Origin of the sequence: Flagellimonas sp. (genome assembly GCF_965233845.1) — a bacterium.
In the GTDB taxonomy this organism is placed as follows: Bacteria; Bacteroidota; Bacteroidia; order Flavobacteriales; family Flavobacteriaceae; genus Flagellimonas.
Genome location: NZ_OZ247584.1, coordinates 1,230,540 through 1,243,954, shown reverse-complemented (window position 1 = coordinate 1,243,954; position 13,415 = coordinate 1,230,540). Strand labels below are relative to the sequence as shown.

Annotated in this window: 11 protein-coding genes; 1 reads left to right on the top strand and 10 read right to left on the bottom strand. The window is 44.0% G+C overall.

The features are described 5' to 3' along the window. Nucleotides 1–207: 207 nt before the first annotated feature. The 9 genes from ACO6S0_RS05535 to ACO6S0_RS05495 form a co-directional block, all read right to left on the bottom strand. Nucleotides 208–5,013 (bottom strand): RecQ family ATP-dependent DNA helicase, encoded by a 4,806-nt coding sequence (locus ACO6S0_RS05535; protein WP_422351001.1) that lies wholly within the window; start codon nucleotides 5,011–5,013, stop codon nucleotides 208–210. 414 nt (nucleotides 5,014–5,427) lie between these two features. Then, complete coding sequence (locus ACO6S0_RS05530) at nucleotides 5,428–6,285, bottom strand: hypothetical protein (protein WP_422351000.1); 858 nt, start codon at nucleotides 6,283–6,285, stop codon at nucleotides 5,428–5,430. Next, the gene (locus tag ACO6S0_RS05525; RefSeq protein WP_422350999.1) at nucleotides 6,257–7,258 is read right to left on the bottom strand and encodes a type IV toxin-antitoxin system AbiEi family antitoxin; all 1,002 of its coding nucleotides are present in this window, start codon (nucleotides 7,256–7,258) and stop codon (nucleotides 6,257–6,259) included. The genes ACO6S0_RS05530 and ACO6S0_RS05525 overlap by 29 nt, the downstream gene beginning before the upstream one ends. Before the next feature lie 175 nt (nucleotides 7,259–7,433). Then, nucleotides 7,434–9,038 carry a type IV secretory system conjugative DNA transfer family protein gene (locus tag ACO6S0_RS05520; protein WP_422350998.1) on the bottom strand — a complete coding sequence of 535 codons (1,605 nt, stop codon included), beginning with the start codon at nucleotides 9,036–9,038 and terminating at the stop codon, nucleotides 7,434–7,436. 9 nt (nucleotides 9,039–9,047) lie between these two features. Next, nucleotides 9,048–10,067 (bottom strand): MobB family relaxase, encoded by a 1,020-nt coding sequence (gene mobB / locus ACO6S0_RS05515; protein WP_422350997.1) that lies wholly within the window; start codon nucleotides 10,065–10,067, stop codon nucleotides 9,048–9,050. 2 nt (nucleotides 10,068–10,069) lie between these two features. Next, nucleotides 10,070–10,654, bottom strand: a complete 585-nt coding sequence (locus ACO6S0_RS05510) for a BfmA/BtgA family mobilization protein (RefSeq protein WP_422350996.1) — start codon at nucleotides 10,652–10,654, stop codon at nucleotides 10,070–10,072. Between the two features lie 390 nt (nucleotides 10,655–11,044). After that, nucleotides 11,045–11,242, bottom strand: a complete 198-nt coding sequence (locus tag ACO6S0_RS05505; RefSeq protein WP_422350995.1) for a hypothetical protein — start codon at nucleotides 11,240–11,242, stop codon at nucleotides 11,045–11,047. An 11-nt stretch (nucleotides 11,243–11,253) separates the two neighbouring features. Then, nucleotides 11,254–11,703, bottom strand: a complete 450-nt coding sequence (locus ACO6S0_RS05500; protein ID WP_422350994.1) for a JAB domain-containing protein — start codon at nucleotides 11,701–11,703, stop codon at nucleotides 11,254–11,256. 68 nt (nucleotides 11,704–11,771) lie between these two features. Then, nucleotides 11,772–12,113, bottom strand: a complete 342-nt coding sequence (locus ACO6S0_RS05495; protein WP_422350993.1) for a single-stranded DNA-binding protein — start codon at nucleotides 12,111–12,113, stop codon at nucleotides 11,772–11,774. A gap of 192 nt (nucleotides 12,114–12,305) precedes the next feature. Here ACO6S0_RS05495 and ACO6S0_RS05490 point away from each other — a divergent pair, with 192 nt between their 5' ends. Next, nucleotides 12,306–12,467: a hypothetical protein gene (locus ACO6S0_RS05490; protein WP_422350992.1), complete on the top strand. Its 162-nt coding sequence runs from the start codon at nucleotides 12,306–12,308 to the stop codon at nucleotides 12,465–12,467. Nucleotides 12,468–12,728: 261 nt separating this feature from the next. Here ACO6S0_RS05490 and ACO6S0_RS05485 read toward each other — a convergent pair whose 3' ends face one another. Further along, nucleotides 12,729–13,139, bottom strand: a complete 411-nt coding sequence (locus ACO6S0_RS05485) for a hypothetical protein (protein ID WP_422350991.1) — start codon at nucleotides 13,137–13,139, stop codon at nucleotides 12,729–12,731. Between the last annotated feature and the right edge of the window lie 276 nt (nucleotides 13,140–13,415).

Below are 13,415 nucleotides of genomic sequence, written 5' to 3'. Positions count from 1 at the left end.
ACCTATAAAACAATATTACGAGCCAAAACTTGTCAAAGAATATGTCTTGGCAATTACTGAAAACGAAATGAATAAAACAAAAACGGCATACAACGAGGTATCCTAAAAACATAGCCGCTCTGCAGGATAAATGAGACATTTTATATCAACAGTTACCTGCAATTCTGAAATGACAACTAAGTAGATAGAATAAATAAATATCCAATATCAATCCCCTTTCTCAAATTTCAACCTAGGTAAAACTATCTTATACTCCTTTTCATCATTCTTGTTGTACCAATAGACAATATATTCTGCTGTGGCACTGGTTATATCATAGCCTTTTTTGATCATTGGGTTGTATTGTTCAGTGACAAACTTCTTTGAGAACAACAACAGATTGCCCTGATTTTCCTTGGCCAATCCTGGGGCTTCACTGCTTCCGAAGATCTTGATGTCCTTTTCAAGTATGTCGCCTGTTTGGATTGTCCTTAAAATTGATAAGGGTACTTGATATTTGAAGGAACTTAAACTTATGTCCCTATGGCCCAAAATCATCTCGTACCCCTTTGGTTGATTCGATTCCCCTGTATAACTGTTTCTGGTGATGTTATTTGATTCAATCTTGTCATAGAAATCACCATTGGTGTGAATATGCAGGGTCTTCTTGGCCCTTGTACTCGCCACGTATAACAATCTTCTAGATTCATCAGAGGCACAATCATAATCTACCACCAACATCATTACATGGTCATATTCCTTCCCCTTGGCTTTGTGCATAGTTGATACTACGATACTTTCGGAGTCAGGGTTTATGGCATCTTCCATATTTATTTCCCTACAGAATTCCCTCCAATCCACTAGAAGTTTTTTGTCGGGGTTTGAATGGTCAAATTTCTTGATCAAGGCGACACAAGTTTCAAAATGCAAACTTTGTTTGAAAGTTTTTCTAAACCACTCCAATGCCAACTCCCAAGATGCCTCAAATATTATTCCTGATTCTCCGACCTCAGTACTTAATTTGCGATCAAAGCATCTAATTTCAAACAGATTTGAAATCTTAAACCCTTCAAAACCTGCCATCAATTTTACCTTGTAGCCAAGCACCTTAAGCATGGAGCTGACTTGCAATGCTTCAATATTTGTTCTGGTCAAAACGGCCTTACTTCCGGGCAAATGTGTTCCAGCTATATATTCAACCAAGGGTTTCTCTACATATTTTCCATTATAGGTAATGATATTGACACGTCCTTCCCCTCTATTCCGACCGGCAATCAACCGTTGGTTTTTTAATCTATTTCGAAGATGGCCCAAAACGTGGTTATTAAACTCCACTATCTCCGGATAACTGCGATAATTTTTAGGAAGTGTATATAAAGTTGCGTGGTAATTAATTCTGAACTTGCCCATAAATGCATTGGAAGACCCCCTGAAACCATAAATGTTCTGGTCGTCGTCCCCTACGGCGATCACGCGTGGTCTCTCTGCCTTTTCGATTATCAATTCTATCAATTCCCACTCTTCTCGGTTTATATCCTGAAATTCATCGAACATCAAGATACTTTTGTTCTCAAGGGATGAAATATCAATTTCCCCTTCCCTTATGGCTTTGATACATTCCCGTATTACATTTTGAGACTTGTCAAGGTCCCCCAATTGACCCAACAATTGAAAACAGAAGCCATGGAAAGTGGTAATCTTGATAAGCCCGGCATATTCAGGAACCAGGTTCCTAACACGCTGTTTAAATTCCAATGAAGCCGCCTTTGAAAATGTAAGCATCATGAACTGTTCCGGCTTTATGTCCTCGATCAGCAATAAACTGGCAATTTTATGGATCAAAACCTTGGTCTTACCACTGCCCGGACCGGCATAAACCAATATATGGTCCGATTTGTTGTCCTCAATCACCTTGGTTTGATCGATATCCAGATCCTGTATGATCTTCATAAAGCGTTTGGGGGTAACTGACCTTCGTAATTCCTTTTTCTTTTTGGGAAAATATCGGGCCAAAAACTCCTCGTAATCCAATGTAAAATAGTCATTGACATAGGCTAGGGCCGATTCATAATTTTGAACACATCTTTTGGCATATTCCCCAACAATATGGATTTGTTCCGTTCTATGCAGATAAAATTCTTTGATCTTGCTGTAGTTATCTGTGGTAAACACTCTTTTGCTCTTATCCACCTCCGATATGTTCAGTTTGTTGTAGAAGACCATAAATCCTCCCTCCAAGGATATGGCCTTTATATCATTCAAGAACAACAAACAGGTTTCGTATTTTTTGGTATTTTCCTCTACCAGACTCCCCATAAACTGATTGGATTCTTTCAACTCCAGTAAGGAGAAAGAAACAGGCACTTCTTCCTTTCCTCCTATATGTTCCTTGTTATTTCTGGCAAGGTTTTCAAGAAAACCAAATGTGGACAACGATAGACCGTGGCGCCATTTTATATCTTCAACAAGATCTTCCCGTTTAATAAATTCCACTTCATAAATATCCCTTTCCTTGTCTTTTCTACTCTTCTTGACAAATCGCCTTTTGTCCCAATACGTCAGCAAGGCCCTTATAAACGCAACATTGGACTCAACGACCCCGTTATCCAATAACCTTTGATTTAATTCTCGTAATGGAATTTGAAATTTATTTGCATTAATACTATCAAGTATGCCCTTTTCGACTTTTAAATAGTCCTCCAATATTCTTTTTGAACCATTCTTGGATTGGACCAAACTCAAAAAAGCGGTCAAATCCTTGGCATCGCCCAATATGGCATGGTCCCTGAGCATTCGAATAACATCCTGTATTCTTTTCGCACTCAATTGGGTAATATCTGCAAGATAATCTACCCTGGTCTCGCCATCGGTGATCAATCGTTTTAAAACAATGCCACAGTCCTTCTTATCTAGATCCGTTATTTTTTTACTGTTTCTGAGAATTCCTTGCCCACTGTCAAAACTTTTGACCAACAAACTATCGGCAAATACCCTGGGCGAATTCAAAGATCTTACCAAAAACCCTTGGTCCTCCAAAGCCGAAATTGCTGTTTTCACTTTCGTTTCCAAGTCCAGCATTTCTGCATCCCATCCGGATTTCTTGGCAATCTCCAGAGCCGATTGACTGATTTTATCCCGAAACTTCGCCTGACCTTTAATCGCTCGCCATATATCCTTGATCTCCTTGTGATTCAGTTTGGTCCGCTGTAACAAACTGAAATGTTTGTTCAAGTCTTCCTCGCTGTACAATATGTAGCACTTGGCATTGATTTTTTCATCCCTTCCGGCCCTACCCGCTTCTTGAACATAATTTTCCAGTGAATCTGAAATAGTATAATGAACAACAGTCTTTACATTGTCCTTGTCCACTCCCATCCCAAAAGCTGAAGTGGCCACAATAATCTCATTCTCCTCGTTCATGAAGGCGTCCATGTTTGCCTTTTTGGTATCCTTGTCCAATTTTCCATGGAAATAGGTGGAACTAAAGCCAGCTTCATTTATCAAGGCACATACATTTTCCACTTGCTTGGTTCTTGATGCATAAATTATCGCCGGTTTTTCGCAATCCTCAAGTACACGAAGCAAATAACCCATTTTGCGCTCGGGATCTTCAATATCAACGACTTCATAGGATAGGTTCGTTCTTCCCTTGTTAGTGACAAATTCATCCAATTCCAGCCCCAATCGGTCTTCAAAGTAAAATTTAATATCCTTGATCACCTGTAGCTTTGCCGTGGCGGTAAAGCAAGACACGGGAATCTGTGAAACATTTTTTTCACTTTCAATTTTTTTTATAAAATCTGCGATAAAGAGATAATCGACCCTAAAGTCCTGTCCCCAACTTGAAAAGCAATGTGCCTCATCAATTACAATACGACCCAAGGAGCGCGTCAATATCAATCTGAAAATGGACGGAGATCTCAATGATTCCGGGGACAGGTACAATAAATCCGCCCTTCCATCCGAGACCATTTCAAATGCTTCTTGACGTTCAAGGGGCGACAGTAAACCATTGATCGCAACCGCCTTTGTTATCCCGAAACGGTCTCTAAGATTATCGACCTGATCCTTCATAAGGGATATCAAAGGGGAAATAACAAGGGTCAAATGCCTGGTGGAAGCACCTCGCATTAATGCAGGCAATTGGAAGGTAAGTGACTTCCCTCCACCTGTGGGAAACACGGCTACAAAAGATTTTCTTTGCAGACCTGCCCTTACAGCTTCTTCTTGTAAACTGGTTGTTCTGTGTTCCTCAAACTTTCTGAAACCGTTGTAATTAAAGAATTCAAAGAGTGCTTTTTTGGGGTTCAACTTATTCGTACAATATCCGCACCCCGGATCATCGCAAGATTTAAATCGGATGTCATTTAGTATTTTTTCAGCTTCTGGGTACCCATGTCGAACCCAAGGAGGCAATACTGCATCCGCATCCCCCAATTTCAATAAAGTAAAAACGTATGTGAGTCCTACCGGGTATTGGTTTACATAATGATCTAAATCAACTGTTGAACAAATGAATCCTCCTATCAACTCCCCGATATGTCTTTCAACTAATTTGGATTCATCAAAACCCGCCATAACGAAAAAAGCATTAAAGCTGGGATTGTCCTTGAGCAGGCCATAGTATACACTTTGTTCCTCTATACTTAATTCATTGAACCTATTCAACTCTTTGATCAAGTAATCTTCCGTTAATTTACAGTCTGAAAGCGGGTTGTTGACCTCGGATGCATTTACAATGCGGTAACCTTTGGTAAGCTTGTGGTTTGGCCTCTTTACAAATAAGATGGGTGACCATAATAATGTATCGATAAATTTTTTCCCTATGAAAATTTCTTCCCCTAACTTACTTCTTAGCTTAGGAACATCATGTTTGATAATGTTATGGCCACAAATGAACTTGGCCTCCTTTATCCATAACTTCAGTCTATTGGTGTTTCTTTCATGCAATTCTTGTCCCTTAAAAGTTGCTCCATAATCTATTGTATTGGTTTTAGGATTAACCTCAATGTCTAAGAACAGGATGTTTTGCATACTATAGATTAGTTTCACCTAGTCCGTTCCAAAGCACCTGATCAAATAAACATTATTATTTTTACCAGCACGACTTCAAACGGATTTGAACTGGGCCAGTTCAAATCTAAGTCATAGTTTCAACTTTTGAATTTGATGGTTTTTCCTTCTTTTGGACCTCGTTTTTTCTTTATCAATTTACAGCTTTCCCTTATCTTATTACATTATCCATGGTATACGGGAAACGCAGGTCATTGAATACGGTCATCCATATGGGAAATTAAGCACCGCAAAAACGCTGAACTAGAAATCGAATTCCTTCAGTCTGGTTTTGAACAACGGACTTCCGTAATCACGAGTTACTGTATACGCTTCCCATCCATTTTAAGACCTATAGCGGAGAGATTATTCCAGAAGCCTAAGCATCGACCTCCATCATTCCTCAAACCCTTTTTTCAACTCCTGTAGAATTTCAAAATAAACATCAACGGTGGTGTCAAAGAAGCCGGATAGCGAAATGGCCATTTGGCTGGTAGGGAGGCTTTCTGTGTTACGTTCCAAAAGGTCGGCCAATCCACTATATAGTTCTGTGTTCTTGTGGGTGATCTTTTTCATTTCCCGCCCCATGACCCTGGCAGCAATATGGGGGAGATCAAATTCCGGGTCGCCAAAAAGATCGGAATGATCCGTATAAATTTGATCGGCATACATGTCAAAAAAGTGTTGCAAGAGCGTCCCGACGTCCTTGATGTCGTCCTTTCGGATTTCTGGACGGTCCTGCCAAGCCAATAGTTTGAGGATCACAATTCCGGGCAAGGTGCAAAACTTAAATTTATGTTTTCCTTCCAGTTCCACTTTGGGAAGGCCCGCCTCATATACCTCCATGAATCCGGGCATGTTCAAACTGGTCAGACCGATACCCTCAATACTGACCTTGGCCCCATTGTCCGTAATATCACCAAAAGGCAGTAGGTCCACTTGGATCATCCCCTTCCACATCAACACGAAAGCATTTTCCTTCACTGGTTGAAAGCCTTCCTTTTGAATCAAATACGCTTTCAAGCTCTCATAGGTTCCCTTATCATTGATAAGGACCGCAAAGTCGATATCCCTTGTTATCCGATTTGGGGGAATACCGTTAATGGCCGTCATCCAAAGATCGCGCGCCACGGCCCCTACCAAATAAAAATCAACCCTGTGTTTGTCAAAACCCTTTTCGAGGGCCTCCAAAATTTTAGGGAGTTCCGGATGCTGTTGAAGTTGCCTAAATTTTACCTTGTAAGAACCCATCATATATTTTTTCAGCTGTTTCCCTACATCGGCGGTCTCCTTTCATAATAAGATCGGCATAGGCCAATAAGGGAGGGGCCACATTTGCGGTATGATCGGTCCCTGTCCAAAATTTTTCATAAACCCTAACGGTACCATTGCTGTCCGGCACCAATTTGTAATTGCGCATAATATCCCCCCTTTCCTCGGCGGTATATAGGGTAAATTCCTCAGGTCTCAAATAGTCCGTATAGATATCACCGGCAGGTTCACCGCCCCAAAAGGTCCGACCAGTGGCCAAATCGATGTCCTGCCATTGGAATTGGTCATCGGGGTTCAAAAATCTAAAATTGCCAAGAAACAGGGTGGGCTTCAGGTTTTTCTCATAAGCCATGATCCATTTTTCCAAAAGCCTAGGCTTATCCCTGAGTGCATAATCCTTTTTGGTCAACTTAATAAGGAACCCTTCTTGTTCCAAGCCTTTGATCACATTGACAATGGTACCGATTCCTAAGCCCATCTGGTTGGCAATGTCCCGGTAGGGTCTATTGATCCATTGTTCATCCTCAAGGAATTGGAAGACCACTTTAAGGCCTGTTTTGGTAAATGCCCTGTTGGTCTTGGTGCTTTTTACCGGAATGGGCGGATTGGTATCCAGCCATATTAAAAACCCAGGATGTTCAAGATAAATATTGCCATTGGCCTCTAAGTACGGAATTTGCCTTTCCCGCAGTGCTTCTTTTATTTTTGGAAAAATGCGTTGTGCCAGAATTAGAAAGGGAGGGTGGTCATTGGCCAAAGCTTCCAATTGTGGCAATTGGGCGTTCCGCAACTCTTTTTTGACCTTGGTGTTAAAAGTGTACTGTCGATTCTGCCATTCCAGTTCGAATGCCCCGTCCAGATTGGTTCCTTTGGCATTGTCCAACCACCGAGCTTTTAGAAGCCCGGTCCTATCGATATTTTCGAGTGCCACTTGTATGATTTCCTTATCATTCATTGTTCATTTAATATTTATGTTCACGAATACGTGAACAGGCAATATTTTTGAACAAATGTAGTCTATTTTTTTTGCTCTACAAAAAGATGAAATCAATATTGCCAGACAATAACCAGTACTATGTCGCTTATTTGTGACAAATTGAGCATTTATGTCGTATATAAGCGACATTTATTTAATTCTCACTATCAGACCCCTTAAAAATGGCCCTGATTTCCCGGTGTACCTTAAGGTAATGCTGTTCCAAATCCTTTTCCGTTACCTTTAAAGGTTTGGGCAGTTCCCTATTGATTTTCGGTTTCGGAAACCGGACCTTCCGGTCCTTACCATCCGCAAATACCACGAACTCCCCTTGTTTCAACCGAAAGAAGACATCCGCCCTGCGCTTGGAAACCTCCTTCTCCCCTTCCGTGATCCGTCGTTCCAAATTAAGACCAGAACTCTTGCTCACGCTGCGGGTGGGCATCTTTACAAGTTCGAAGAACCGCTCATAATATTTGGCGGTGTCGGGATCGTTGACTTTTCCAAAGAACTGGTAGGACAGGTTGGAGAGTATGGCCTTGCTGGCCTTTTCCCCGTACATCATATCGTTCTGGATCTTGTCCTGCAATACATACACACTCACGATATCATAGCTCCTTAAGGTAGCAGGTATGCGGTGCATGTTCAAAAGGCGCAAGGTGGAGGCCTCTTCCAACAACATGAATGAGGGCTGTCGTTTCCTTTGGGCCATTTGCTTGGAAATGGTATGGATAACCGTGGCAATAACCGGCGACAGTGAGGCATCCTTTTGGGGATTGTTCACCAGGGCGATCACGGCCGGGTTCACGGCATGGTTGATATCCAAGGGGATCTCATCTGCGGACAGGACCATGAATATCTTCCGGGTATTGATCTTTTTGATGGCATTGGCAAGGGTGCTGAGCACCCCTGCCGTTTGCCGCTCCGATCCCATGCCACTGATAAAGGCATCGGCCATGGACCGAGAGGTGATATTGCCCCGCAGGAACTTGACCAGGCTCTTGGTGCCCAATTGCTGGTAGAGGGCCATCAGATGTGGAAGGGTACAGTAATCGGGGTAATCCGTCTTCAACCGCCATATCAGCCCACTGATCAACCCTTCCGCGGCATCCTTAAAGAAACGGGAGGTACTGTTCTCATCGGAATCCCTATGTTCCAAGAGGTTTTCCAAGAGCACACGGGAGACCTCATGGACACTTTCCTCATCGGGCAGGTACCTTGGGGCAACCGGGTTCATCCTATGGTAAATGGGACCAAAGGAAACGATATGGAACGGCACACCTGCATCCTTCCAAAGCGGCCATGCCATTTCGGTGATCTCAAAATCCTTGTAATCGTGGATGATACCGGAAAACCCCTGCTCCCTAAAATGCTTCAAAAAACCATAAATCACGCTTTCGGTCTTTCCGCTGCCCGCGGAGGCCATCACGGATACCCCGCGACGGATGTTTCCCAGCACCAGGGGACGGCCACGGACCTTCAGTTTCACTTCAAAGGTTTTGGATCGTTTTTGGAGGCCATCACCACTACCGACCAGGCCAAAAATAATGGTATGTATGAACAACAGTGGCGTCCATAACAGCATCAAGCCTGTTAACAGCCCCTGCATGCCCCAGAGCACCCAATTGATTGTGGTCAATAACACCAAAATGATCGGCATCATGAGAACACCATACTTCACAAACCGTATTGCGCCGTAGGAAACTCCACTCCCAACAAGAAGTCCCGTCACGATTCCTATCCACTTTAAATCTTCCATAATTCCCCTTTAAATTCCGATAGATCCCGATTCCATGGCCTTACCAATCCCTTTACGCAGCTGCATCAAGGCCCTATAGGCCAATTGCACCTTATTGGTGGGAAGCGTGGGTACCTGGACCCCTGCCTTGAACAGCAACTGCCGTGCCGCCTGTTTCTCATGGGTCGGAAGACCCAACAACAGGGCAAAGAAGAGTTTGGGGTCCTTGTCCAAAAGGTTCCGGGCATGGTAGGTCTCCACAAAGTTCCTACGGTATCCAAACTTCTGATCAAAGGTCTTTTCGGCCGAACGAAAGAACCGGTCCCGGTCGAATCCCTGTTTTACTGTCTCACCGTTGAGCGTGGTCTCCGAGGTCCTGAACTTGGATCCCGGGGAAAGGCTATGGGAATTGGTCACATCCTTTCGGCTGACGATGATATGGACATGGCTCTGGTGTCCCTCTTTGGCCATTCCGGGGACAATGCGCTTTCCGTTTTGTTGGTGTGGAGCTTCCTTTTCCAAGGTCTGTATCCTTTCTTTAAGCTTTATCACATTTCCTTGCCCCTCCCCTCGTTCGATATTCCAGATCTGGTGCTTGAGCTCCAAAATCTGACTTGCAAAGGGTTGGTTCTCTCTGACCGCTTTATCCTTTTCCGAAAAGCTGCGCTGCCGTTCCAACTTGGCAAAATAAAGGATGTCCTTGACGGTCACTTCCCTGTCCCGGTAAAAAGAGGCCGCATAGGTCCTCATCAATTCACGGGTATACTGTTTCAACTTCTCGGGATCATTGCCGATATGTTCCAGCTCCCTTTTCGAGGGACTGACCACGATGGAGTAGAATTTAGGATCTTTTTTGCCCAGCTTTGCGGTATTGGCATCGATCTCGGCAATGACCCGTTCCGCATCAATGTTGTTCTCTTCTTGGTTGAAGTACAGTTCTTGCTGTTCTAGGGATTTGCCCTCGTTTTCCTTTTCGAGGTAATTGACGAAGTCCCGGACGCTGCCCCGAAAATTGTCACCGAGCTGTTGACGGGTTATGGCGATGTACATGGTTATGGATTCTTGTGTTTTCTTCTATATTTTTCAACCTCTTCTGGTTTTAGGTCCAGGGTCAGCTGTTGTTTTCCGAACCGCCCTTTGGTCACCGTCACATGGTCTAGGACATATCCAAAATCCTTCTTTAGTTCCTCCATTTGCTCTTCCAAACGATCGTACCGGATCTTGGGAACGGTGGTTTTCAAGTCCAATGGCTCGGGTTCCATGGGTCGTTCGATCTCCGTCAATTGCTGCTCGATAAAATCGAATTCCCCTTCCCACTGCTCATCGTCGGGTTCCAGTTCCTGTTCGAACAGGGCTTGGATCATACTGACCGTGGGCAGGGTCTGTTCCTTTTCGATACTGCGCATGATGGCGACCATGGCATTGAAACGACGCTTGATCAAATATTTGAGGCTGGCGATGGTCTCGTGCATCCGTTCATTGGGAGAGATACCGTTGTATTCGAAAAACTCCACCATAGAGAGCAGGGTCATGGATTGTGACTTCCCAAACTTCTTGGAGAACCTTCTGAATTTCCTGGCCACGGAAACTTTGACCTTCATGGCGGCAAAGCGTTCTTTTTCGTATCCTTTATCCATTTTTTCACCAAAAATTGCTTGATTCTATTGGCCTCGGGGCGCTTTTTCACCAAAAATGAATACCCCTAATCTTCAAGGGTGCCCGAAACCCCCCATTGACAGGGCTCTGCGGAGCGACCATGATCGGTAGCGCTGCGCGAGCACGCTACCCTCTTGCTTCTCCTTTTTGCCCCGCAGGGCCAAAAAAAAGCAGCACACAACTTGGTTCACAAACCCGCTGTTACAATTCTATAAATCCTTTGCTTGTACGGACTTTGGGAAAGTCAAATCAGATTTTGATGCCGTACACCAACGCTATGGTTGGATTGCCATAAAGATAGGGAAACCTGTGGTTCGGGCATAGAAAAAGCCCATCATAATGATTGGGCCTTTTTGATTGTGTTTGATGGTTCAGATACTGAAAACATAGTCATAGGTATAGAGCTTCTTGATGGATTCCTCATCGATGACCTTTTCGTAATCATACCTCTTTTCCTTGCAGTATTCTTTTATGGCCTTTCCATTTTCATGCTCCACATGTTCCCTTGCCATTTCCAACAATTCCGCTTTGGCCTCATGGTTTAGATGGTTGAAGTTCAGGTATATCATGGCATCCCCTTTTACAACAGCCCATTATCCGCAAAACTGTAGTACCGTCCATCAGGGGCAAGGATGATATGGTCCAACACCTTGACATCAAAAAGATTTGCTGCCCGTTGTATTTTCCGGGTCAATTCCTTGTCCGCCCCACTAGGTCTCATTTGCCCAGAGGGATGGTTATGGGCGAGGATGATCCCCACGGAAAGGGTTTTTAGGGTAATTGCAAAAAGGATGCGCATATCCACCAAGGTTCCAGTGATGCCCCCATGGGATAATGGATAGACGCCTTTGACCTTATTGGACTGGTTGAGCAACACGATCTTGAAGGTCTCGTGCAGCCCTATGGTCTTGTTGTCCCAATTTTTGAACAATAGTTTAGCCACATCGTTGGAGTTGGTGACTGACAGGGATTTGAGCGTGCTGAGCTTTTCCTGATAACTGATCTGTATTTCGTTGACATAATGTTTCATTTCCCAATGTTTAAGGCTTTATAAAGAAAGGGGTGCCCAAAGAATCTCAATAGACACCCCTATCCATATCAGTCGTTGTTGCCGCCCAACAATAGAATCTCGCTGGCCACGACTTCGGTGACGTAACGTTTGTTTCCCTCTTTGTCCTCATAGGATCTGGAGGTCAATTTTCCCTCGATGGCGATCTCTTTGCCCTTGGTCACAAAACCTTCGATGATGTCTGCAAGCTTGCCCCAACCGATCACGGTATGCCATTCGGTGTTGGTCACCCGTTCCCCTTCGCTGTTCTTGTAATGTTCATTGGTGGCCATGGTCAGGCGTGCCACACGTTTCCCCTTGTCAAGGTCTGTGATCACGGGGTCTTGCCCCACGTTTCCGATAAGCTGTACCTTGTTTCTCAATGTACTCATGATAAAAAGTTTTAAGTGCCTGCCTTTCGCAGACTGGTTAAAAATTTCCCCTTTATTTTTTGGTCATTGTTTCCCAAATTTTAAGGGGCGTTTGTTTGCTTCTTACGTGCATGGCACAATAAAAGAAGGGGGTTCTGTCAAGGCTTTTGGGCAGAAATCGGGAGGCTCCGCAACGTAGTAAAACCCTTGCCCATGCCCATGACAGACAGGGTTTTCAAGGAAGTGGAAACCCTATTTGTGGACAAAACCTGCCTTGGCCTTGACGGGTTCGATGAGGGCCCTTGGGAATTCCATCCGACCCATTGTCAAGGGAGCGTACGGGAAGTTGAGCGACCGAAGGCGATGGTGTCCTGATTGGAAGTCCTTGGGCACTGCCCTGTTTTTCGATGCCCCGAAAAACAACCAGGGCTTCTTTTATTAAGGACCCCTTAAAATTTGATGGCGGGCGGACGGATTTTGCGGCCTTTCCCTGCAAGGCCATAAGAAGGGTTTGCAGCAAAGGACGAATCAAAAATCTGTTGGGACGACTTCCGTTTAGGCGTAATGACAATACATCGACCATTGCGATTGTGCTGGGTCAAAAGTACCTGCAAAATCCTAGAACTTGGGTTCCCTTTAATCTTCCTGGAACAGCTTTCCCTGATCATTGGGGGAAGGTCCGTTCAATTTGGGCATTGATGTTTTCATGCTTTCCTTTAAGACTTTTCGCCTTTTCTCATAGATCCAAATTCGCAACCCTTTCAAAAGGTCCATCTCATATACTGAAAGTTGTTGGGGGGCAACTTCCACCATGGCCTCCATCTGTCCTGTTGTTTTGAAGGTCTTGGCATACTGTAGTCCACACCATGTGTAAATGTTCACCCATTCACAGGGAATGGGAGATTCGCAGGTCCTGGGCATCATGTAGGCCACTACCTCTGTCAAGGAGGCCATGAGTTCCCCTTTCATCTGGGTAAACATCCGGGCCATGATGATATTGTTCAATAGATCTTTGGGCACGATACCCTGCCATGGTGAAGGATACACGATGATGGGACTTTGCAATAAACCCATAAAGTCAAGGACAAAATCGGATTAAACTTTTTTGAGGGACCTAGGGTTTAAGTTTGGAATTGGTGTTTTGGTTGGCTCAAGTTCAAAACCAAAATCCAGTTGCACTATGTTTTGCTTTTCCATGAATTGCGTTTTAAATTGAACAATAGTGGACCCAGTGCCAAACAAGGAAAAATTTTGGAGCGGGAAGGAAACGGAATTAAAAGTGACCTGGGGAATGGCTTTATGCCGTCCCTTGTCCGAGAAAAT

Coding starts and splice junctions, on each gene's coding strand:
- ACO6S0_RS05520 (WP_422350998.1), bottom strand. CDS start 9,038: ATGGAAGATTTAAAGTGGATAGGAATCGTGACGGGACTTCTTGTTGGG.
- mobB (WP_422350997.1), bottom strand. CDS start 10,067: ATGTACATCGCCATAACCCGTCAACAGCTCGGTGACAATTTTCGGGGC.
- ACO6S0_RS05500 (WP_422350994.1), bottom strand. CDS start 11,703: ATGAAACATTATGTCAACGAAATACAGATCAGTTATCAGGAAAAGCTC.
- ACO6S0_RS05510 (WP_422350996.1), bottom strand. CDS start 10,654: ATGGATAAAGGATACGAAAAAGAACGCTTTGCCGCCATGAAGGTCAAA.
- ACO6S0_RS05495 (WP_422350993.1), bottom strand. CDS start 12,113: ATGAGTACATTGAGAAACAAGGTACAGCTTATCGGAAACGTGGGGCAA.
- ACO6S0_RS05505 (WP_422350995.1), bottom strand. CDS start 11,242: ATGATATACCTGAACTTCAACCATCTAAACCATGAGGCCAAAGCGGAA.
- ACO6S0_RS05525 (WP_422350999.1), bottom strand. CDS start 7,258: ATGAATGATAAGGAAATCATACAAGTGGCACTCGAAAATATCGATAGG.
- ACO6S0_RS05530 (WP_422351000.1), bottom strand. CDS start 6,285: ATGATGGGTTCTTACAAGGTAAAATTTAGGCAACTTCAACAGCATCCG.
- ACO6S0_RS05535 (WP_422351001.1), bottom strand. CDS start 5,013: ATGCAAAACATCCTGTTCTTAGACATTGAGGTTAATCCTAAAACCAAT.
- ACO6S0_RS05490 (WP_422350992.1), top strand. CDS start 12,306: ATGCCCATGACAGACAGGGTTTTCAAGGAAGTGGAAACCCTATTTGTG.